Source organism: Clostridioides sp. ZZV14-6150, assembly GCF_020657875.1.
In the GTDB taxonomy this organism is placed as follows: Bacteria; Bacillota; Clostridia; order Peptostreptococcales; family Peptostreptococcaceae; genus Clostridioides.
Genome location: NZ_JAGWDA010000022.1, coordinates 1 through 20,679, shown reverse-complemented (window position 1 = coordinate 20,679; position 20,679 = coordinate 1). Strand labels below are relative to the sequence as shown.

Genomic DNA, 20,679 nt, shown 5'->3' with positions numbered 1-20,679 from the left:
GACTAACCTAGAGAAAGGAGGAATAACAATGCCAAAATTAAATGTACTAAATATTAGTGGACAAAACGTTGGAGAAATAGAATTATCAGATTCTATATTTGGCGTAGAAGTTAATGGACATGTTTTATATGAAGTTGTAAAAAATCAATTAGCAAATAAGAGACAAGGAACTCAATCTGCTAAAACTAGAGCAGAAGTTAGAGGTGGCGGAAGAAAACCTTGGAAACAAAAAGGAACAGGTAGAGCAAGACAAGGTTCTACAAGATCTGTACAATGGGTAGGTGGAGGAGTTGCTTTTGCACCTAAACCAAGAAGTTACAAATATACATTACCTAAGAAGGTAAGAAGATTAGCTATGAAGAGTGCTTTATCTTCAAAAATACAAAATAGTGAAGTTATAGTATTAGATGCATTAAACATAGATGCTCCTAAAACTAAAGAATTCGCTCAAATATTAAATAATATAAATGCTGCTAAAAAAGCTTTAGTAGTTATAGCTGATAAAAATGATAATGTAATAAAATCAGCTAGAAATATAGAAGGTGTTCAAACTGCATTAGTTAATACTATGAATGTATATGATATATTAAAATATGATTCATTTATAATAACTACAGATGCTGTTAAAAAAGTGGAGGAGGTGTACGCATAATGACTAATCCACATGATGTAATAATAAGACCAGTTGTAACTGAGCACAGTATGGCTGAAATGGGTGAAAAAAAATACACTTTTGTTGTGGCTAAAGATGCGAACAAAACTGAAATAAAAAAAGCAGTAGAAAAAGTATTCGGAGTTAGTGTTGATAAAGTAAATACTTTAAACTACGATGGAAAAGTTAAAAGAATGGGTAGAACTCAAGGAAGAACAGCAAGCTTTAAGAAAGCAGTAGTTAAATTAACTGCTGATAGTAAAGAAATAGAATTCTTCCAAGGAATGTAATATTATAACAAACGAAGGAGGGAAAACAGATGGCTATAAAAAAGTTTAGACCAACTTCTCCTGCCTTAAGACAAATGACAGTTTTAGTTTCTGAGGAAATAACATGTAACCAACCAGAAAGATCTCTTTTAGTTAACTTAAAGAAAAATGCTGGTAGAAACGTACATGGTAGAATAACTGTTCGTCATAGAGGTGGAGGACAAAAAAGAAAATATAGAATAATAGATTTTAAAAGAGATAAAGATGGTATACCTGCTAAGGTTGCTACTATAGAATATGATCCAAACAGAACTGCAAATATTGCATTATTAAACTATGCTGATGGAGAAAAAAGATATATATTAGCTCCAGTTGGAATCAACGTTGGAGATACTATCTTATCAGGATTAGGTGCTGATATAAAACCAGGAAACTGTTTAGCATTAAAAGATATGCCAGTTGGTACTATCATTCATAATATAGAATTAAAGCCAGGAAAAGGAGCTCAATTAGTTAGATCTGCTGGAGTTTCTGCACAATTAATGGCTAAAGAAGGAAAAAATGCTTTATTAAGATTACCATCAGGTGAAATGAGATTAGTAAGCATAAACTGTAAAGCTACTATAGGACAAGTTGGAAATATAGAGCACGGTAACGTAGTTATTGGTAAAGCAGGTAGAAAAAGACATATGGGAATAAGACCTACTGTAAGAGGTTCTGTAATGAACCCTAATGACCATCCACACGGTGGAGGGGAAGGTAGATCTCCAATAGGTAGACCATCTCCTGTTACTCCATGGGGTAAACCAGCTCTTGGATACAAAACTAGAAAGAAAAACAAAGCTTCAAATAAATTAATAGTATCAAGAAGAACTAAGTAGTAAATTTATTTTTGCTCGGAAAGGAGGAATATAAATGTCAAGATCAACTAAAAAAGGGCCTTTTGTCCATGCAAGACTTTTAAAGAAAATAGAAGCTATGAATGCTAGTGGAAGTAAAGAAGTTATAAAAACTTGGTCAAGATCTTCAACTGTATTTCCACAAATGGTAGAAAACACTATAGCTGTTCATGATGGAAGAAAACATGTTCCAGTATATATAACAGAAGATATGGTTGGACACAAATTAGGTGAGTTCGTTCCTACTAGAACTTTCAAAGGACATAAGGATGACGAAAAATCTAATAAGAGAAAATAATTAAATTATGACTAAGAAAGGAGGAATAACAATGGAAGCAAAAGCTACTGCTAAATATGTACGTGTATCACCAAGAAAAGCAGGCCAAATCTGTGACCTTGTTAGAGGAAAGAATGTTGATGAAGCATTAGCGATATTAAAGTTCACTCCAAGAGGAGCAGCTTCAATAATAGCTAAAGTTGTAAAGTCAGCTAAAGCTAACGCAGAAAACAATCACGAAATGGATACTGAAAAATTATATATAGCATCAATAGTTGCTAATCAAGGGCCAACAATGAAGAGATTCATGCCTAGAGCTATGGGTCGTGCAACTACAATAAGAAAAAGAACTTCTCATATAGAGGTTGTTGTGAAAGAAAAAAAATAATTAATAGATAGGAGGGAAAATAATGGGTCAAAAGGTTAATCCACACGGCTTAAGAGTCGGTGTTATAAAAGATTGGGACTCAAGATGGTTCGCTACTGATAAAAAAGAGTTCGGAAACTTATTATTAGAAGACCATAATATACGTAAATTCTTAAAGAAAAGATTATACTCAGCTGGAGTTGCTAGAATAGAAATAGAAAGATCAGCTAACAAAATAAAAATGGACTTACATGTTGCTAAGCCAGGAGTAGTTATAGGAAGAGCTGGTGCTGGAATCGAAGCATTAAAAGTTGAATTAGAAAAAATGACAAAGAAAAGTATAATAGTTAACATAGTAGAAGTAAGAAGTACAGATAAAAATGCTCAATTAGTAGCTGAAAATATAGCTTTAGCTATAGAAAGAAGGGTTGCTTTCAGAAGAGCAATGAAACAAGCTATACAAAGAGCAATGAAATCTGGTGCTAAAGGGATAAAAGTTTCTGCTTCAGGAAGATTAGGTGGAGCTGAAATGGCTAGAACTGAAGGTTATAGTGAAGGAAATGTGCCACTACAAACTTTAAGAGCAGATATAGATTATGGTTTCGCTGAAGCTGATACTACTTATGGAAAAATAGGTATAAAAGTTTGGGTATGTAATGGTGAAGTTTTACCAACTAGAGATGGTGTAAACCCAAGAGAAGAAAGCAGAAAGAGCGACAGAAGAGACAACAAGAGAGATAACAGAAGAAACGATAGAAGAGGAAATGATAGAAGAGGAAACGATAACAGAGGAAACTATAGAGGGCAAAAACCTCAAGGTGGACAAAGACCTCAAGGTGGATCAAGACCTCAAAGAACTGAAAACAAAGGAAATTAATAATAGTTAGGTTCAAGGAAGGAGGAAAAATACTCATGTTAATGCCAAAAAGAGTAAAGCGTCGTAGAGTTCATAGAGGAAGTATGGCTGGGCAAGCTCATAAAGGTAACAAAGTTACTTATGGTGAGTTTGGATTAGTAGCTTTAGAAGCTTCTTGGATAACTTCTAATCAAATAGAAGCTGCCAGAATCGCGATGACTAGATATATAAAAAGAGGGGGAAAGGTTTGGATAAAAATATTCCCTCATAAACCAGTAACAAGAAAACCAGCAGAAACTCGTATGGGTGCAGGGAAAGGTTCTCCAGAATATTGGGTAGCTGTAGTTAAGCCAGGAAGAGTTATGTTTGAATTAGCAGGTGTTTCTGAAGATAAAGCAAGAGAAGCTATGAGACTTGCTGCACATAAATTACCAATCAAATGTAAATTTGTTAAAAAAGAAGATTTAGAAGTAAAGGGTGGTGAATAGGATGAAAGCTAAAGAATTAAGAGATTTAACAAGCGAAGAGCTAATGAACAAATTAAACGACTTCAAAAGTGAATTATTTAGCTTAAGATTCCAATTAGCTACTGGTCAATTAGAAAATACAGCTAGAATAAAGTTTGTTAAGAAGGATATAGCAAAAGTTAAAACTGTTCTTGCTGAAAGAAAGTTATACGAAACTAGAGCTTAATTTGGAAAGGAGGCTTTTTAAACATGGAAAGAGGAAGAAGAAAAGTTAGAATAGGCCGTGTTGTTAGTGATAAGATGGATAAAACAATAGTAGTAGCTGTTGAAGAATTCGTACGTCATCCACTATATAACAAACGTGTTAAGAGAACTAAGAAATTTAAGGCTCATGATGAAAAGAATATATGTAACATCGGAGATAGAGTTAAAATAATGGAAACTAGACCTTTATCTAAAGATAAGAGATTCAGACTAGTTGAAGTTGTTGAGAAAGTTAAGTAGTTTTTGAAGAAGGAGGGATTACGATATGATACAACAAGAATCACGTCTAAGAGTTGCTGATAACTCAGGAGCTAAAGAACTTTTATGTATACGTGTTCTAGGCGGAAGTAAAAGAAGATATGGTAACATAGGCGACGTTATAGTTGCTACTGTTAAAAGTGCAACACCTGGTGGAGTTGTAAAAAAAGGTAAGGTTGTTAAAGCTGTTATAGTAAGAAGCAAACAAGGCGTAAGACGTAATGACGGAAGCTATATATCTTTTGATGAAAATGCTGCTGTTATAATAAAGGACGATAAAACTCCAGTAGGAACTCGTATATTCGGGCCTGTTGCTAGAGAGTTAAGAGACAATGAATTCATGAAAATAGTTTCTCTTGCTCCAGAAGTACTATAATTAAGGAGGTGCAATAGGACATGATGCGTGTTAAAAAAGGTGACACTGTTGTAGTTATAGCAGGTAAAGATAAAGGTAAAAAAGGTTCAGTTTTAAAGGTATACCCTAAAGCTGATAAAGTATTAGTTGAAGGTGTAAACGTAATAACTAAACATCAAAAACCAAGTGCTATGAACCAACAAGGTGGAATAATAAATAAAGAAGCCCCAATACACATATCTAATGTAATGCCATTTGATCCTGAAACAGGAAAAGGCGTTAGAGTAAGATATGAAGTAAAAGATGGGACAAAAGTAAGAGTATCAGCAAAGAGCGGAAAAGAATTATAATAAATATTGCTTGAAAGGAGGGACCTTAAATGGCTTCTAGATTACAAGAAAAATACATGAAAGAAGTTGCTCCTGCTTTAATGGAGAAATTTGGATATAAAAACGTAATGGAGATACCTAAGTTAAATAAAATAGTTATTAACATGGGTATAGGTGATGCTAGAGAAAATCCAAAAGGATTAGAAAAAGGCGTTGAAGAATTAGAAATAATATCAGGACAAAAGCCTGTTATAACTAAAGCTAGAAAATCTGTTGCTAACTTCAAACTAAGAGAAGGAATGCCAATAGGAACAAAAGTTACATTAAGAGCTGACAAAATGTTCTACTTTATGGACAAATTAGTATCAGTTTCTTTACCAAGAGTTAGAGACTTTAGAGGTGTTAACCCTAATGCTTTTGATGGTAGAGGAAACTATGCTTTAGGAGTTAAAGAACAATTAATATTCCCTGAAATAGAATATGATAAAATTGATAAAGTAAGAGGAATGGATATAATATTCGTTACTACAGCAAAAACTGACGAAGAAGCTCGTGAATTATTAAAATTATTAGGAATGCCATTTTCTAAGTAAGCAAAGGAGGGATTCCCGTGGCTAGAAAAGCGATGGTTGTTAAACAACAAAGAAAGCAAAAGTACGCTACTAGAGAATACACTAGATGTACTATATGCGGAAGACCGCATTCAGTTTTGAAAAAATTTGGTATATGCCGTATATGCTTTAGAGAATTAGCTTATAAAGGTCAAATACCTGGTGTTAGAAAAGCAAGCTGGTAGAAGCTTGATTAGAATGGAAGGAGGGCTACAAAATGACAATGACAGATCCAATTGCAGATATGCTTACTCGTATAAGAAATGCTAATGTTGTTAAGCATGAAACTGTAGATGTTCCAGCTTCTAATATGAAGAAAGAGTTAGCTAGAATCTTATTAGAAGAAGGTTTCATAAGAGGTTATGATGTTATAGAAGATGGAAAACAAGGTATCATAAGAATACAATTAAAGTACGGACAAGAAGGCGAAAGAGTTATCACAGGTCTTAAGAAAATATCTAAGCCTGGTATGAGAGTTTACGCTGCTAACCACGAAATACCAAAAGTATTAAATGGATTAGGAATATCAGTAATATCTACTTCAAAAGGAATATTAACTGACAAGCAAGCTAGAAAAGAAAATGTTGGTGGAGAAGTAATCTGCTACGTTTGGTAATCAATATGAACAATGTAAGGAGGTGCGACCATGTCAAGAATAGGTGTTAAGCCAATAATAATACCAGCAGGTGTTGAAGTTACTATAGCTGAAGGAAATTTAGTTACAGTAAAAGGTCCAAAGGGAACTTTAACTAAACAATTAAGTGCTGAGTTAAATATAAAAAAAGAAGAAAATACAATAATGGTTGAAAGACCAACTGATAATAAAAAACACAGATCTTTACACGGATTAACTAGAACTTTATTAGATAATATGGTTGTAGGTGTAAATACTGGTTTCGAAAAGAAATTAGAACTAAAAGGTGTTGGATACAGAGCTCAAAAACAAGGGAAAAAATTAGTTATGAACTTAGGTTTCTCTCATCCAGTTGAAATGGAAGATCCAGAAGGAATAACTGTTGAAGCTCCAAACCAAACTGAGTTAATAGTAAAAGGTATAGACAAGCAATTAGTAGGAAACTATGCTGCTAAAATAAGAGCTTGGAGAAAGCCAGAGCCATACAAAGGTAAAGGTATAAAATACGTTGATGAAGTAATCAGACGTAAAGAAGGAAAAACTGGTAAAAAATAATACCAAAACTTAAACGCTAGAAAGGAGTGAGCTAGGTGTTAAAAAAGGCTGATAAAAATGCTAATAGACTTCAAAGACATAAGAGAGTTCGTAGAAAAATAAGCGGTACTGCTCAAAGACCAAGATTATGTGTATTTAGAAGTGCTAACAATATATATGCTCAAATAATAGATGACACAAACAGAGTAACTCTAGTTGCTGCATCTTCTTTAGAAGCAGAAGTTAAGAGTGCTGTTAATCATACAGGAAATAAGGAAGCAGCTAAGAAAGTTGGAGAATTAGTTGCTAAAAAAGCTGTTGAAAAAGGAATCACTGAAGTTGTATTTGACAGAGGTGGATACTTATATCATGGAAGAATTCAAGAATTAGCTGAAAGTGCTAGAGAAGCTGGTCTTAAGTTCTAATACGAAGGAGGGAAAAATACATGCTACGTCGTAAGCCGATAGATGCAGGACAACTTGACTTACAAGAAAAAGTTGTTGAAGTAAGACGTGTTACTAAGGTTGTAAAAGGTGGTAGAAACTTCAGATTTGCAGCGTTAGTAGTTGTTGGAGATGAAAACGGACACGTTGGTATAGGTGCTGGGAAAGCAATGGAAGTACCAGACGCTATAAAAAAAGCAGTTGAAGATGCTAAGAAAAATCTAATAGTAGTGCCAATGGTTGGGACTACAATTCCTCACGAAGTACGCGGACACTTTGGTGCTGGAAATATATTAATAATGCCTGCTGTAGAAGGTACAGGAGTAATAGCTGGGGGACCTGCTAGAGCCGTACTTGAGTTAGCTGGACTAAAAGACGTTAGAGCTAAATCTTTAGGATCTAACAATCCAAGAAATATGGTAAATGCTACAATAGAAGGACTTAATTCTCTAAAAACAGTTGAAGATATAGCTAAACTTAGAGGTAAAAAAGTTGAAGAACTTCTAGGGTAAGGAGGTAGTGTAAAATGGCTAAATTACAAATAAAATTAGTTAGAAGTGTTATAGGAACTACTCCTAACCAAAAAAAGAATGTTGAAGCGTTAGGATTAAGAAAAAGAGAACAAGTTGTTGTAAAAGAAGACAATGCTCAAATAAGAGGTATGATAAAAAAAGTAAGTCATTTATTAGAAGTAACTGAAATAGCTGAATAATTTTTAAAAAGTAGTGCAAGGAGGTGCAATCCATGAAGTTACATGAGTTAAAACCTGCTGAAGGTGCAGTAAGAGCTAAAAGAAGATTAGGTAGAGGTACTGCAACTGGACAAGGTAAAACTGCAGGACGTGGACAAAAAGGTCAATGGTCTCGTTCTGGTGGTGGAGTAAGAGTAGGGTTCGAAGGTGGACAAATGCCACTAGCTAGAAGACTTCCTAAGAGAGGTTTCAATAACATATTTAAGAAAGTTTACACAGAAGTTAATGTTGAAGTTTTAAATAGATTTGAAAATGGAACAGAAATAACTGCAGAATTATTAAAATCTACTAAAACTATAAGCAAAATAGGTAAAGATGGAATTAAAATCTTAGGTGAAGGTAATTTAGAAAAAGCTTTAACTGTTAAAGCTGCTAAATTTACAGCTTCAGCTCAAGAAAAAATAGAAAAAGCTGGTGGAAAAGCAGAGTTAGTATAATAACCTGCTAATCTCCTAGCCAGTACAGGCGGGGTGAATTAGCGTGCTGTCAAAATTAAAACAAGCTTGGAAGATTAAAGCAGTAAGAAAAAAAGTAATGTATACACTTATGATGATCGTGATATTCAGAATAGGTACTACAATACCAGTTCCAGGTATAGACACTAGTATTATACAAAAGATGGTAGGCGGCAATAGTCTACTTTCTCTGTATAATATGTTTACTGGTGGAGCATTTAGTAACTTTTCATTATTTGCTTTGGGTATAAGTCCATATATTACTGCATCAATCATAATACAGCTTCTAACAGTAGGTTTTGAAAGTTTAGCAGAACTTCAAAAATCTGGTGAAGAAGGAAAGAAAAAAATCAATAAGTACACTAAATATACAGCACTAGCTCTAGCAGTTGTACAAGCTTTGGGAATTACATTAGGAATTGTAAGAAGTGCTTTAATATCAAATAGTGTGTTTTTTATCACAACTGTTGTAATAACATTAGTTTCAGCAAGTATGTTAGTAATGTGGATTGGGGACAAAATTACCGAAAAAGGAATTGGTAATGGTAGTTCAGTAATAATATTTGCAGGTATTATATCAAGAATACCAACAGATGTTATTAAAATCGCACAACAAGTTAAATCTGGTCAAGTTGCACCTTGGGTAATAATACTTCTAATTGTAGTTATATTACTTACAGTTACAGGAGTTACATTTATACAAGAAGCTACTAGAAAGATACCTGTACAATATGCTAAAAGAGTTGTTGGAAGAAAAATGTATGGAGGACAAAGTTCTCATATACCAATGAAAGTTAACCAATCAGGAGTTATGCCTATAATTTTTGCTAGTTCACTTTTAGCTTTTCCACAAACAATAGCTATGTTTATGGGGGCAGATGCTCAAGCTTTTGTTCAAAAATACTTAAGTATGGCAACAGAACAAGGATTTTGGACATACAGATCAATTGAAATTCTACTTATAATTTTCTTCTCATATTTTTATACAACTGTATCATTCAATACAGAAGATATATCTAAAAATATGAAAAATAATGGTGGATTTATACCAGGTATCAGACCAGGTGAACCTACTATGGATTATTTAAATAGAATCTTAACAAGATTAACTTTAGCTGGAGCTACTTTCTTAGCAATAATTGCTATGGTACCAGCTCTTACAACACATTATATGAATGTAAATATGAGTCTAGCTGGGACTTCATTGCTAATCGTTGTTGGGGTTGCTTTGGAGCTTAAGAGACAATTAGAGTCAAACTTAGTTATGAGAAGCTATCAAGGTTTCTTAAAATAAAATGGAGATGGATAATATGAGAATAATATTACTTGGACCTCCAGGTGCTGGTAAAGGTACTCAGGCGGCAGGAATAGTAGAAAAATACAATATACCTCATATATCAACAGGAGATATATTCAGAAAGAATATAAAAGAGGGAACAGAACTTGGAAAAAAAGCTAAAGAATACATGGACCAAGGTTTATTAGTACCAGATGAGTTAACTGTAGGTTTAGTTACTGATAGAATATCTCAAGAAGACTGTAAAAATGGATTTATGTTAGATGGATTTCCAAGAAATGTAGCACAAGGTGAGCATTTAGATGTATTCTTAAAAAATGCTGGTATAGTACTAGATAAAGTTGTCAATATTGAAGTTGATAAGAGTATATTAGTATCTAGAGCAGTTGGTAGAAGAATATGCAAGTCTTGTGGAGCTACTTATCATGTTGAGTTTAATCCTCCTAAAGTAAAAGGTGTATGTGATGTATGCCAAGGAGAATTATATCAAAGAGCTGATGATAATGAAGAAACTGTATCTAAGAGAATACAAGTTTATCTAGATGAAACTAAGCCTTTAGTAGATTATTATAGCAAACAAGGTATAATAGCTGATATAAAAGGTGACCAAGCAATAGATAAAGTATTTGAAGATATTGTTGCTGCTTTAGGAAGTGGAAAATAAATGATTATCTTGAAATCAAAGAAAGAAATAGAACTTTTAAGAGAAGCAGGCAAAATTGTTGCTGATACTCATGAAGTTTTAAGAAATGCTATTTCTCCGGGAATATCTACTTTAGAATTAGATAAAATAGCTGAAGAGAATATAAGAAAATACAATGCTGAACCATCTTTTAAAGGATATGGAGGTTTTCCAGGAAGTATATGTGCTTCTATCAATAGAGAAGTTGTACATGGAATTCCAGGTGAGACTCTATTAAAAGAAGGAGACATTGTAAGCTTAGATATAGGAGCCTATTATAAAGGATATCATGGTGATTCTGCGAAAACTCATGGAGTAGGCATGATATCTGAAGAAGATAGGAAATTAATAGAAGTAACTAGAGAAAGCTTCTATGAAGGAATAAAATTTGCTAAATTAGGATATAGACTTTCAGATATCTCACACGCAGTACAAACACACGTTGAGAAACATGGTTTCTCAGTAGTTAGGGATTTGGTAGGACATGGAGTTGGAGCAAATCTTCATGAAGATCCACAGGTACCTAATTATGGACTCCCAGGAAAAGGACCAAGACTTAGAGAAGGAATGGTTATTGCTATAGAGCCAATGGTTAATGCAGGTCGTTATCATGTAAAGACTCTATCAGATGGGTGGACGACTGTTACAATAGATGGAAAAAAATCAGCTCATTATGAGCATACGATAGCAATTACTGAACATGAACCTTTGATATTGACAAAGTTGTAAATTAAGAAGTAGGTGAAAAAAGTGCTATCAGATAATTTAAGTATAGGTCAAGTTGTTAAGGTTTCATTAGGTCGAGATGAAGGAAATTTATTTTTCGTAGTCAAGATAATTAATAATGAATATGTATTAATAGCTGATGGAAAGAAAAGAAAACTTGACAAACCTAAGTTAAAGAAAGTTAAGCACTTAAAAAAATATAATTTTATTAATGATGAAGTTAGAAAAAGAGTAGTATCTGGACAAGAGATTACAGATTCTTTTTTAAGAGCTGAACTTACTAAGTTAAATTAGATAATTTAACTTATTGAAATGGAGGGCTGGTTAGTTAATGGCCAAAAAAGATGTTATAGAATTAGAAGGTACAGTTTCAGAAGCTTTACCTAATGCTATGTTTAAAGTTAAATTAGAAAATGGACATGAGATATTATGCCACATTTCTGGAAAGCTAAGAATGAACTTCATAAGAATTCTTGAAGGTGATAAGGTGAATGTTGAACTTTCTCCATATGACCTTACAAGAGGGAGAATCACTTGGCGTAAGAAGTAGACTATCTTGATATTTAGTCTAAGGAGGGATTAATAATGAAAGTTAGACCATCAGTAAAACCAATATGTGAAAAATGCAAAGTAATAAAAAGAAAAGGAAAAGTAATGGTTATCTGTGAAAATCCAAAGCATAAGCAAAAACAAGGATAAGAAATTATTACTAGTATTTTGTTAAATTTTATAGTATAATACTATATTGTGATGTTAACAAAAGAACGTTAAAATCGTTGAACAATCTGACGTAGGATTGATATATGATATGAAGTTTTAAACACTAAAAACTATGTGTAGGAGGTGCGATCATGGCAAGAATAGCTGGGGTAGATTTACCTAGAGAAAAAAGAGCGGAGATAGGCTTAACTTATATATATGGTATAGGTAAAGCAACTGCTAACGAAATATTAGCTAAAGCTGAGATAAATCCAGATACAAGAATAAAAGATTTATCAGAAGATCAAGTTAATGAGTTAAGAAAAGTTATAGATGACGATTTCTTAGTTGAAGGTGACTTAAGAAGAGAAATTGCTTTAAACATAAAGAGATTAAGAGATATAAAATGTTATAGAGGAATTAGACATGGTAAAGGTCTTCCATTAAGAGGACAAAGAACTAAAACTAATGCTAGAACTAGAAAAGGTCCTAGAAAAACAGTATCTCGTAAAAAGAAAAAATAATTAAATAATAATTAGATGAAGGAGGGAAAAGGAAAATGGCTAAACCAAAAAAGAAAGTTACACGTGTTAGAAGAAGAGAACGTAAAAATATAGAACGTGGTCATGCTCATATACAGTCAACTTTCAACAATACAATAATAACTTTAACTGACGTTCATGGAAATGCTATATCTTGGGCAAGTTCAGGACAATTAGGATTCAAAGGATCAAGAAAATCAACTCCATTTGCATCTCAAATGGCTGCTGAAACAGCTGCAAAAGCTGCGATGGAACACGGATTAAAAAGTGTTGAGGTATTCGTAAAGGGGCCAGGTTCAGGAAGAGAAGCTGCTATAAGAGCTTTACAAGCAACTGGACTAGAAGTAACTATGATAAAAGACGTTACTCCAATCCCACATAACGGATGTAGACCACCAAAGAGAAGAAGAGTGTAATTAATAAGAGTACAAATAGGAGGTGTAGATAAATGGCAAGATATACAGGTGCATCATGTAGACAATGCCGTAGAGAGGGAATGAAATTATTCCTTAAAGGTGATAGATGTTATACAGATAAATGTGCTATAGTTAAAAGAAACTATGCTCCAGGTCAACATGGCCAAGGGAGAAAGAAAGTTTCTAACTATGGATTACAATTAAGAGAAAAACAAAAAGTTAAAAGAATATATGGAGTTTTAGAAACTCAATTTAGAAATTTATACGAACGTGCTGAGAACATGCCTGGAAAATCAGGTGAGAACTTATTAAGTTTATTAGAGAGAAGATTAGACAATGTAGTTTACAGAATGGGACTAGCATCTTCTAGAAAAGAAGCTAGACAATTAGTAACTCATGGTCATTTCACTTTAAATGGAAATAAAGTAGATATAGCTTCATTAACAGTTAAAGTTGGAGATGTGATAGAAGTTAAAGAAAAATCAAGATCTTCTGCAAAATTCAAAAATTTAGTAGAAGTTAACTCAAGAATAGCTCCTAAATGGTTAGAAGCTAATGTAGAAGGAATGACAGCAAAAGTAGTTGGTGTTCCAACAAGAGAAGATATAGATCTTGAAATAGCAGAGCACTTAATCATAGAACTTTACTCTAAATAATAAGCACACTTTTAAAAATTATTTTAAAATTTTGTTTACCCTCAGTGGATTACTGAATTTTAAGGAGGGTTTTGTCCATGATAGAAATAGAAAAGCCAAAAGTAGATATAGTTGAGCTTAGCGAAGACTATAGATATGGTAAGTTTGTTATAGAACCTCTAGAAAGAGGATATGGAATAACTATAGGTAACACACTAAGAAGAATATTATTATCATCTTTACCAGGTGTAGCTGTAAATGCTATAAAAATAGATGGAGTTCTTCATGAATTCTCTACAATACCTGGTGTTAAAGAAGATGTTACAGAGATAATATTAACTTTAAAAGAGCTTTCAGCAACTATAGATGGTGAAGGAAGTAGAACACTTAAAATAGAGGCTCAAGGACCATGCTCTATCACAGGTTCAGATATAATCTGTCCTCCAGATGTTGAAATATTAAGCAAAGACTTAGCAATAGCTACATTAGATGATAATGCCAAGTTTAATATGGAAATATTTGTAGATAAAGGTAGAGGTTATGTTTCTGCTGAAGAAAATAAAACAGAGAATGTTCCAATAGGTGTTTTACCTGTGGATTCAATATATACTCCTGTTGAGAAAGTTAGTTATCATGTAGAAAACACAAGAGTTGGTCAAAAAACAGATTATGATAAATTAGTACTAGAAGTTTGGACTAATGGTAGTATAAACCCTCAAGAAGGTATATCATTAGCTGCAAAAGTATTAGTTGAGCATTTAAATCTATTTATAGACTTAACTGAACATGTAAGTAGTGTTGAAATCATGGTAGAAAAAGAAGAAGATCAAAAAGAAAAAGTTCTTGAAATGACTATAGAAGAATTAGATTTATCAGTTAGATCATACAACTGTTTAAAGAGAGCGGGAATTAACACAGTTGAAGAATTAGCTAATAAGTCTGAAGACGATATGATGAAGGTTAGAAACCTAGGTAAAAAGTCATTAGAAGAGGTAATACAAAAACTAGAGGAACTTGGGCTAGGTTTAAAACCAAGTGAAGAATAGCGAGCAAAGGAGGGATAAGAATGGCTAAGTACCGTAAATTAGGACGTGAAACAGCTCACAGAAACCTTATGTTAAGAAACTTAGTAACTTGTTTACTAAGAAGTGGAAGAATAGAAACTACAGTAACTAGAGCTAAAGAAACTCGTAGAATGGCTGAAAAGATGATAACTCTTGCTAAAAGAGGAGATCTTCATGCTAGAAGACAAGTTTTAGCTTATGTTATGGATGAAACAGTAGTTAATAACTTATTCACAGATTTAGCTCCAAAATATGTTGAGAGAAATGGTGGATACACTAGAATAATAAAAATAGGGCCAAGAAAAGGCGATGCTGCTGAAATGGCTTTTATAGAATTAGTATAGTAAGGAAAGGATTAGGCTTGATGGCTTAATCTTTTTTTTATTTTTTTGACTAAGGTGTGATATAATAATGTGTAAAATGATTTTTATAAGTTATTGCTTACTAAAAGGAGTATGAATTAATGGATAATATAATAAAAGTAAACAATATTTCATTTGAGTATATTACAGATGAAGCAAAACTTAAAGCAATAGATAATTTAAGCTTGGATGTTAAAAAGGGAGAATTTGTTGCGATAATAGGACATAATGGTTCTGGTAAGTCTACTTTATCTAAAAACTTAAATGCTATTCTTATGCCTACAGAAGGAAATATTCTCATTGATGGAATGGATACCAAAGAAGAAGAAAGATTATGGGATATAAGACAAACAGCAGGCATGGTATTTCAAAACCCAGATAATCAAATTGTTGCCACAATAGTAGAGGAAGATGTGGCTTTTGGTCCTGAAAACTTAGGCATAGAGCCAAAAGAGATAAGACGTATTGTAGAAGAGTCTTTAAAAAGTGTAGGTATGTATGATTTAAGAGGTAGACAACCACATTTGTTATCAGGTGGTCAAAAACAGAGGGTTGCAATAGCAGGTATAATTGCAATGAGGCCTAAGTGTATAATATTTGATGAAGCAACAGCGATGTTAGACCCATCTGGAAGAAAAGAAGTTATGAAAACAATAAAAAGACTTAATAAAGAAGAAAATATAACTGTTTTACATATAACTCACTTTATGGAAGAAGCTGTAGAAGCTGATAGAGTTGTCGTTATGGAGAAAGGTAAGAAACTTTTAGAAGGGACTCCTAAAGAAGTATTTAGTAAAATAGATATGTTAAAGGAAATCGGTTTAGATGTGCCTTGTATGACAGAGTTGTCTAGTTTATTAATAGAAGAAGGTATAAATATTAGTAGTGATATATTAACTGTGGATGAGATGGTGATGGAATTATGTCAATTATAGTAAAGAACTTAACACATATATATAATGAAGGGATGCCTTTTGCAAGTAAGGCACTTGATGATGTATCTTTTGAAATTAAAGATAGAGATTTTGTTGGACTTATAGGTCATACAGGTTCAGGAAAGTCTACATTGATACAACATTTAAATGGACTATTAAAGCCTTCCTCAGGAGAGATTTTTATAAATGATTTTAATATAACAGATAAGAATTTAAACTTAACTGAGATAAGGAAAAGAGTAGGTGTTGTATTTCAATATCCAGAATATCAATTATTTGAAGAAACAATTGATAAAGATATAGCTTTTGGACCCGCTAATTTAGGTCTAGAAGAGGCTGAAATACATAATAGGGTAAAAGCATCGATGGAAGCTGTAGGACTTGACTATGAGGAATTTAAAGATAAATCTCCATTTGAATTATCAGGAGGACAAAAACGTAGAGTTGCAATAGCTGGAGTTATAGCAATGAATCCAGAAGTACTTATATTAGATGAGCCAACTGCAGGTCTTGACCCTGGTGGAAGAGATGAAATTTTCAATTTAATAAAAAATTTACATGAAAAAAACAATATGACTATAATATTGTCATCACATAGTATGGATGATATGGCAAAGTTGGCACAAACTTTAATTGTTATGAATCATGGGAAAATAGAATTTATGGGTACTCCTAGAGATGTATTTAAATCAAATGCTATTAAATTAAAAGAAATTGGTTTAGATATTCCACAGGTTTTAGAACTTGCATTGAAATTAAGAGAACAAGGTTTTGACATTAGTGAAGACATATTGACTTTAGAAGAAGCAAAACAGGAAATATTAAGAGTTGTGAGAGGGCGAGGATTATGTTAAAAGATATAACTATAGGGCAATACTACCCAACAAGTTCTGCTATTCATAAATTAGATCCAAGGATAAAACTTGTAGCAACAATTGTATTTATGGTATCTATATTTGTAGTAAATAAATTTTGGCCTTATATGATAGTTTTATTATGTTTATTAGGTATGATAAAGTTAGCTAATATACCAGTTAAGTATATTGTTAAGGGTGTAAAGCCTCTTAAGTGGATTATTTTATTTACATTTATTATAAATATTTTTTTCTTACCAGGTGATGAGATATGGTCATTTGGATTTTTAACGATAACAAGTCAAGGTTTGAGACAAGCAATTTTTATGGCAATAAGACTTATATTTTTAGTAATTGGGACATCATTACTTACTTTAACAACTTCACCAATAGAATTGACAGATGGTATAGAGAGATTATTGAATCCCTTTAAGAAAATTGGTTTACCAGTTCATGAGCTTGCAATGATGATGACAATTGCTTTGCGCTTTATTCCGACATTATTGGACGAAACAGATAAAATAATGAAAGCTCAGATGTCTAGAGGTGCAGACTTTGAAAGTAAAAATCTTATAAATAGAGCTAAAAATCTAGTACCTCTTTTAGTTCCACTATTTGTTAGTGCATTTAGAAGAGCAGATGAATTGGCTATGGCTATGGAAGCTAGATGTTATAGAGGTGGGCACAATAGAACAAAAATGAGGGAGTCTGTTATAGTAAAAGCAGATTATATAGCATGTGTGTTTCAAGTTATTTATTTAGGATTAATCATAGCTACTAGATTTATAGCGATTTAATAGAAGCATATATAGATGAGGTAAAATATGAGAAATATAAAGATTACAATCCAATATGATGGTAGAAATTATTGTGGATGGCAGAAGCAACCAGATTCCCTAGGGATACAAGGTACAATTGAAAAGGCTATATATGAGATAACGAATGAAGAAGTTAAACTTATAGGGTCAGGTAGAACTGATTCAGGAGTTCATGCTCTTGCACAAACTGCAAATTTTAAAATTAGTTCAAGTATAAGTATAGAAAGTATACCAATGGCACTAAATGCTAAATTACCAAAAGATATATCAGTTATAGAAGCATATGAAGTTAATGATGATTTTCATTCAAGATACAGTGCAAAAGGAAAAACATATAAATATTTAATATATAACAGTAAGTTTAGACATCCAATACTTAACAACATATCATATCAAGTAAAGTACGAACTTGATTTTGATAAAATGTGTATAGAATCAAAAAGCCTATTGGGTACACATGATTTTAAAGGTTTTATGAGTTCTGGTTCATCTGTAAAAGATACAATACGAACAATATATGATATAAATATAAAAAAAACAGATGATTTGATTACTTTAGAAATTAGTGGAGATGGGTTCTTATATAATATGGTGAGAATTATTGTTGGAACACTTGTTGATATAGGACGTGGTAGAATTAATGAATCATTTTTAGATATAATAGAATCCAAAAACAGATCAAGATGTGGACATACAGCTCCAGCACAAGGATTATTTCTTAAAAAAGTTCATTATTAACTTGACACACCAGGCTACATGTATTAAAATATATGAGAATGTGTTAATAAGTCCACTTGCCCCGGACTTGACATAAACGGTAAAAAATTTTTATGAAAAGTAGTTAAGGAGGGACAGTTATGAAAAGTTATATAGCTAAGCCAGCTGATGTACAAAGAAAATGGTACTTAGTTGATGCTGAAGGAAAAACATTAGGTCGTATAGCAACAGAAATTGCGACAGTATTGAGAGGTAAACATAAACCAACATTTACTCCTCACGTTGATGGTGGAGATTTTGTTGTTGTAGTTAATGCAGAAAAAGTAGTTTTAAGTGGAAAAAAATTAGATCAAAAATATTACAGATACCACACTGGTTATGTAGGTGGATTAAAAGAAATATCTTATAGAGATATGATGGATAAAAAACCAGAAGAAGTTATAGCACATGCTGTAAATGGCATGTTACCTAAAAACAAATTAAGAAGTAGAATGATGACTAGATTAAGAGTATTTGCAGGTGCTGAACACACTCATGCAGCTCAAAATCCAGAAGTTTTAAACTTTAAATAAGATTAATAGGTGAAAGGAGGAGTTTATAATGGCTAACGTTCAATATTATGGAACTGGAAGAAGAAAAAGTTCTGTTGCTAGAGTAAGACTAGTTGCAGGTGAAGGAAATATATTAGTAAATGGAAGAGCATTAGAAAATTATTTTAACTATGAAACATTAATAAGAGATGTTAAACAACCATTAGTTTTAACTGGTAATGAAAATAAATATGATGTTATAGTAAAAGTTGAAGGTGGAGGATTCACTGGACAAGCTGGAGCTATAAGACATGGTATATCTAGAGCTTTATTAAAAGCTGATTTAGATTTAAGACCTGCTTTAAAGAAAGAAGGTTTCTTAACTAGAGATGCAAGAATGAAGGAAAGAAAGAAATACGGATTAAAAGCAGCAAGAAGAGCTCCACAATTCTCAAAAAGATAATTATTTATTTTTTTGGAAAAGCAAAATCCTTTATTTTCTGCCATTCAGAAAATATGGGAGCATGTTAAAATGTTGGGTTTAAGTTAATGATTGATATACAATAAAATAATAAGATATCTTATTAGGATGTTTTTCAATAGAAAAACATCCTTTTTATTGTTTTAATTGTCTAATAAAAAATTACATGTTAAAGTTATTGGAATAATAGTTCTATTGAGAAATTAATAAAGAAAGTTACAGTAAATATAATTAAAAATTTTACATTTTATAAGCAATAGAATTTAGGTTATTCAATAATATAATTCATAATATAAATTGTCATAATTTATTATACCTGTTATTCGATAATAATTAAAAATAGGAATTTAGAGTAGACGTGAATATAGCATATTTATGTAATCATATATTAATATTAAAAAATAGAGATTGATAAATACTAAAGTGAAATTTAAATGTTTGTACTAATATTTGGAATATTATAGTGTTTTTATAAGTATACATATACAGGGTGATGTTGTGAGAAAGTACATAAAACATATAATTTTTAGTTTTGTTATGGTGTGTCTAGTAATAGTATCAATATTTGAAGTGAAAAATATTTCTGAAGATGTTATCAAATATATGCCAATAACAAATAAAACAATAATTTTAGATGCTGGTCATGGAGGTATTGATCCAGGAGCATTAAACAAGGATAAGAGCACATCTGAAAAAGATATCAACTTAGCAATAACACTTAAGCTTAGAGAGCTTATAGAATCAAGTGGAGGTCTTGTAATATTAACCAGAGAAGATGACAGTAGCCTCTATAAAGAAGAAAATAATAAAACTACAAGACAAAAATATAATGAGAACTTAAAAAATAGGAAAGAAATAATTTCTAATTCCAATGCTAATATGTTCGTATCCATACATCTAAATGCATTTGAACAGTCTAAATACTATGGAGCTCAGACCTTTTATCCTAAAGATAAACAAGATAGCAAGGAATTATCGAAGTGTATTCAAGAAGAACTTAAAAGAGTAGTAGATAAAACAAATAACAGAGAAGTTAAGCCTAGAGATGACATATACCTTTTGAAAGAAAATAATATTCCATCAGTGTTAATAGAATGTGGTTTTCTATCAAATGAAAAAGAATGTAAACTTTTAACAGATGAAACATATCAAGAAAAGATAGCGTGGGCAATATACATAGGTATACAAAAATATCTAAGTTGAAATAATTATAAAAATAAGTCTAAATATGTAAATAGCTTGTATTGAGGTGTTTAAAAATGCATTAATATGAGCTATTTTTGTTTTGACAAAAAAATAATTAAAATAAAAGTTAAAAAAGCGTTGACTTAGAATAATATAGATGATATTATATATGAGTGCCCAAAAGGAGCACAAAAATAAGACAAAAGAACTTTGAAAATTAAACAGTAGGTTAATTTATAAACAAGAAACAAACCATAAAGCCAGATATTTTGATAACAATAGTATCTGAGCCTGATAAACTTTTATTTGAGAGTT

General features: G+C 32.0%; 37 protein-coding genes. All 37 read left to right on the top strand.

Translation table 11 applies throughout. The features are described from left to right. The first annotated feature begins 28 nt into the window (after positions 1 to 28). The 37 genes from rplD (at position 29) to cwlD (ending at position 20,382) form a co-directional block, all read left to right on the top strand. Positions 29 to 652: a 50S ribosomal protein L4 gene (gene rplD / locus KGF41_RS18685; protein WP_227830334.1), complete on the top strand. Its 624-nt coding sequence runs from the start codon at positions 29 to 31 to the stop codon at positions 650 to 652. Beyond that, positions 652 to 942, top strand: coding sequence for a 50S ribosomal protein L23 (rplW, locus tag KGF41_RS18680; protein WP_003421170.1), 291 nt, complete (start codon positions 652 to 654; stop codon positions 940 to 942). Before rplD ends, rplW begins: the two co-directional genes overlap by 1 nt. A 29-nt stretch (positions 943 to 971) precedes the next feature. Then, complete coding sequence (rplB, locus tag KGF41_RS18675; RefSeq protein WP_227437027.1) at positions 972 to 1,802, top strand: 50S ribosomal protein L2; 831 nt, start codon at positions 972 to 974, stop codon at positions 1,800 to 1,802. A 34-nt stretch (positions 1,803 to 1,836) separates the two neighbouring features. Then, on the top strand, positions 1,837 to 2,118 hold the full coding sequence (gene rpsS / locus KGF41_RS18670) for a 30S ribosomal protein S19 (protein WP_021386634.1): 282 nt from the start codon (positions 1,837 to 1,839) through the stop codon (positions 2,116 to 2,118). Between the two features lie 31 nt (positions 2,119 to 2,149). Then, positions 2,150 to 2,485, top strand: a complete 336-nt coding sequence (rplV, locus tag KGF41_RS18665; protein ID WP_009887891.1) for a 50S ribosomal protein L22 — start codon at positions 2,150 to 2,152, stop codon at positions 2,483 to 2,485. A gap of 22 nt (positions 2,486 to 2,507) precedes the next feature. Then, positions 2,508 to 3,341 carry a 30S ribosomal protein S3 gene (gene rpsC, locus KGF41_RS18660; protein ID WP_227830333.1) on the top strand — a complete coding sequence of 278 codons (834 nt, stop codon included), beginning with the start codon at positions 2,508 to 2,510 and terminating at the stop codon, positions 3,339 to 3,341. Positions 3,342 to 3,376: 35 nt separating this feature from the next. Next, positions 3,377 to 3,808, top strand: a complete 432-nt coding sequence (gene rplP / locus KGF41_RS18655) for a 50S ribosomal protein L16 (protein ID WP_003421160.1) — start codon at positions 3,377 to 3,379, stop codon at positions 3,806 to 3,808. Position 3,809: 1 nt separating this feature from the next. Continuing rightward, positions 3,810 to 4,013, top strand: coding sequence for a 50S ribosomal protein L29 (rpmC, locus tag KGF41_RS18650; RefSeq protein ID WP_003421158.1), 204 nt, complete (start codon positions 3,810 to 3,812; stop codon positions 4,011 to 4,013). 23 nt (positions 4,014 to 4,036) lie between these two features. Beyond that, positions 4,037 to 4,291, top strand: coding sequence for a 30S ribosomal protein S17 (gene rpsQ, locus KGF41_RS18645; protein ID WP_003421156.1), 255 nt, complete (start codon positions 4,037 to 4,039; stop codon positions 4,289 to 4,291). Between the two features lie 25 nt (positions 4,292 to 4,316). Next, positions 4,317 to 4,685: a 50S ribosomal protein L14 gene (gene rplN / locus KGF41_RS18640; RefSeq protein WP_003421155.1), complete on the top strand. Its 369-nt coding sequence runs from the start codon at positions 4,317 to 4,319 to the stop codon at positions 4,683 to 4,685. Between the two features lie 23 nt (positions 4,686 to 4,708). Next, the gene (gene rplX / locus KGF41_RS18635) at positions 4,709 to 5,014 is read left to right on the top strand and encodes a 50S ribosomal protein L24 (RefSeq protein WP_227437031.1); all 306 of its coding nucleotides are present in this window, start codon (positions 4,709 to 4,711) and stop codon (positions 5,012 to 5,014) included. Between the two features lie 29 nt (positions 5,015 to 5,043). Then, positions 5,044 to 5,586: a 50S ribosomal protein L5 gene (rplE, locus tag KGF41_RS18630; protein ID WP_003421151.1), complete on the top strand. Its 543-nt coding sequence runs from the start codon at positions 5,044 to 5,046 to the stop codon at positions 5,584 to 5,586. Positions 5,587 to 5,603: 17 nt separating this feature from the next. After that, positions 5,604 to 5,789 (top strand): type Z 30S ribosomal protein S14, encoded by a 186-nt coding sequence (locus tag KGF41_RS18625; protein WP_003421149.1) that lies wholly within the window; start codon positions 5,604 to 5,606, stop codon positions 5,787 to 5,789. A 32-nt stretch (positions 5,790 to 5,821) separates the two neighbouring features. Beyond that, complete coding sequence (gene rpsH / locus KGF41_RS18620) at positions 5,822 to 6,220, top strand: 30S ribosomal protein S8 (protein ID WP_003421148.1); 399 nt, start codon at positions 5,822 to 5,824, stop codon at positions 6,218 to 6,220. Between the two features lie 30 nt (positions 6,221 to 6,250). Further along, positions 6,251 to 6,793 (top strand): 50S ribosomal protein L6, encoded by a 543-nt coding sequence (gene rplF / locus KGF41_RS18615; protein WP_003435668.1) that lies wholly within the window; start codon positions 6,251 to 6,253, stop codon positions 6,791 to 6,793. Between the two features lie 35 nt (positions 6,794 to 6,828). Continuing rightward, positions 6,829 to 7,197 (top strand): 50S ribosomal protein L18, encoded by a 369-nt coding sequence (gene rplR / locus KGF41_RS18610; RefSeq protein ID WP_227437023.1) that lies wholly within the window; start codon positions 6,829 to 6,831, stop codon positions 7,195 to 7,197. Positions 7,198 to 7,217: 20 nt separating this feature from the next. Then, a complete protein-coding gene (rpsE, locus tag KGF41_RS18605) occupies positions 7,218 to 7,727 on the top strand; it encodes a 30S ribosomal protein S5 (protein ID WP_227437021.1) in 510 nt (169 codons plus the stop codon). A 14-nt stretch (positions 7,728 to 7,741) separates the two neighbouring features. Then, positions 7,742 to 7,927: a 50S ribosomal protein L30 gene (gene rpmD / locus KGF41_RS18600; protein WP_227830332.1), complete on the top strand. Its 186-nt coding sequence runs from the start codon at positions 7,742 to 7,744 to the stop codon at positions 7,925 to 7,927. Between the two features lie 32 nt (positions 7,928 to 7,959). Next, positions 7,960 to 8,403 carry a 50S ribosomal protein L15 gene (rplO, locus tag KGF41_RS18595; protein ID WP_003421135.1) on the top strand — a complete coding sequence of 148 codons (444 nt, stop codon included), beginning with the start codon at positions 7,960 to 7,962 and terminating at the stop codon, positions 8,401 to 8,403. A gap of 43 nt (positions 8,404 to 8,446) precedes the next feature. Further along, on the top strand, positions 8,447 to 9,715 hold the full coding sequence (gene secY, locus KGF41_RS18590; RefSeq protein ID WP_227437017.1) for a preprotein translocase subunit SecY: 1,269 nt from the start codon (positions 8,447 to 8,449) through the stop codon (positions 9,713 to 9,715). A gap of 16 nt (positions 9,716 to 9,731) precedes the next feature. Then, on the top strand, positions 9,732 to 10,382 hold the full coding sequence (locus KGF41_RS18585; RefSeq protein WP_227437015.1) for an adenylate kinase: 651 nt from the start codon (positions 9,732 to 9,734) through the stop codon (positions 10,380 to 10,382). Next, on the top strand, positions 10,383 to 11,129 hold the full coding sequence (gene map, locus KGF41_RS18580) for a type I methionyl aminopeptidase (RefSeq protein WP_227830331.1): 747 nt from the start codon (positions 10,383 to 10,385) through the stop codon (positions 11,127 to 11,129). A gap of 21 nt (positions 11,130 to 11,150) precedes the next feature. Continuing rightward, positions 11,151 to 11,420 carry a KOW domain-containing protein gene (locus KGF41_RS18575; RefSeq protein ID WP_227854967.1) on the top strand — a complete coding sequence of 90 codons (270 nt, stop codon included), beginning with the start codon at positions 11,151 to 11,153 and terminating at the stop codon, positions 11,418 to 11,420. Between the two features lie 37 nt (positions 11,421 to 11,457). Beyond that, positions 11,458 to 11,676, top strand: coding sequence for a translation initiation factor IF-1 (infA, locus tag KGF41_RS18570; protein ID WP_003421127.1), 219 nt, complete (start codon positions 11,458 to 11,460; stop codon positions 11,674 to 11,676). Between the two features lie 35 nt (positions 11,677 to 11,711). Further along, complete coding sequence (gene rpmJ / locus KGF41_RS18565) at positions 11,712 to 11,825, top strand: 50S ribosomal protein L36 (RefSeq protein ID WP_002509257.1); 114 nt, start codon at positions 11,712 to 11,714, stop codon at positions 11,823 to 11,825. A 152-nt stretch (positions 11,826 to 11,977) separates the two neighbouring features. Then, positions 11,978 to 12,349 (top strand): 30S ribosomal protein S13, encoded by a 372-nt coding sequence (gene rpsM / locus KGF41_RS18560; protein ID WP_227437009.1) that lies wholly within the window; start codon positions 11,978 to 11,980, stop codon positions 12,347 to 12,349. A gap of 35 nt (positions 12,350 to 12,384) precedes the next feature. Continuing rightward, the gene (gene rpsK / locus KGF41_RS18555) at positions 12,385 to 12,783 is read left to right on the top strand and encodes a 30S ribosomal protein S11 (RefSeq protein ID WP_227437007.1); all 399 of its coding nucleotides are present in this window, start codon (positions 12,385 to 12,387) and stop codon (positions 12,781 to 12,783) included. Between the two features lie 32 nt (positions 12,784 to 12,815). Next, positions 12,816 to 13,439, top strand: a complete 624-nt coding sequence (rpsD, locus tag KGF41_RS18550) for a 30S ribosomal protein S4 (protein WP_227437005.1) — start codon at positions 12,816 to 12,818, stop codon at positions 13,437 to 13,439. A gap of 77 nt (positions 13,440 to 13,516) precedes the next feature. Beyond that, positions 13,517 to 14,464 (top strand): DNA-directed RNA polymerase subunit alpha, encoded by a 948-nt coding sequence (locus KGF41_RS18545; protein ID WP_227830329.1) that lies wholly within the window; start codon positions 13,517 to 13,519, stop codon positions 14,462 to 14,464. A 20-nt stretch (positions 14,465 to 14,484) separates the two neighbouring features. Beyond that, complete coding sequence (gene rplQ, locus KGF41_RS18540; RefSeq protein WP_227830328.1) at positions 14,485 to 14,826, top strand: 50S ribosomal protein L17; 342 nt, start codon at positions 14,485 to 14,487, stop codon at positions 14,824 to 14,826. A 119-nt stretch (positions 14,827 to 14,945) separates the two neighbouring features. Then, a complete protein-coding gene (locus KGF41_RS18535) occupies positions 14,946 to 15,779 on the top strand; it encodes an energy-coupling factor transporter ATPase (protein WP_227830327.1) in 834 nt (277 codons plus the stop codon). Continuing rightward, complete coding sequence (locus KGF41_RS18530) at positions 15,767 to 16,633, top strand: energy-coupling factor transporter ATPase (RefSeq protein ID WP_227834972.1); 867 nt, start codon at positions 15,767 to 15,769, stop codon at positions 16,631 to 16,633. The genes KGF41_RS18535 and KGF41_RS18530 overlap by 13 nt, the downstream gene beginning before the upstream one ends. Continuing rightward, positions 16,627 to 17,430: an energy-coupling factor transporter transmembrane component T family protein gene (locus KGF41_RS18525; protein ID WP_227436997.1), complete on the top strand. Its 804-nt coding sequence runs from the start codon at positions 16,627 to 16,629 to the stop codon at positions 17,428 to 17,430. The genes KGF41_RS18530 and KGF41_RS18525 overlap by 7 nt, the downstream gene beginning before the upstream one ends. Before the next feature lie 27 nt (positions 17,431 to 17,457). Next, on the top strand, positions 17,458 to 18,189 hold the full coding sequence (gene truA / locus KGF41_RS18520; RefSeq protein ID WP_227830325.1) for a tRNA pseudouridine(38-40) synthase TruA: 732 nt from the start codon (positions 17,458 to 17,460) through the stop codon (positions 18,187 to 18,189). Between the two features lie 119 nt (positions 18,190 to 18,308). Next, positions 18,309 to 18,740, top strand: coding sequence for a 50S ribosomal protein L13 (gene rplM / locus KGF41_RS18515; protein WP_227436993.1), 432 nt, complete (start codon positions 18,309 to 18,311; stop codon positions 18,738 to 18,740). Between the two features lie 28 nt (positions 18,741 to 18,768). After that, positions 18,769 to 19,161, top strand: a complete 393-nt coding sequence (rpsI, locus tag KGF41_RS18510; RefSeq protein ID WP_003421105.1) for a 30S ribosomal protein S9 — start codon at positions 18,769 to 18,771, stop codon at positions 19,159 to 19,161. Between the two features lie 516 nt (positions 19,162 to 19,677). Next, positions 19,678 to 20,382: an N-acetylmuramoyl-L-alanine amidase CwlD gene (gene cwlD, locus KGF41_RS18505; protein WP_227436991.1), complete on the top strand. Its 705-nt coding sequence runs from the start codon at positions 19,678 to 19,680 to the stop codon at positions 20,380 to 20,382. Positions 20,383 to 20,679 lie beyond the last annotated feature (297 nt).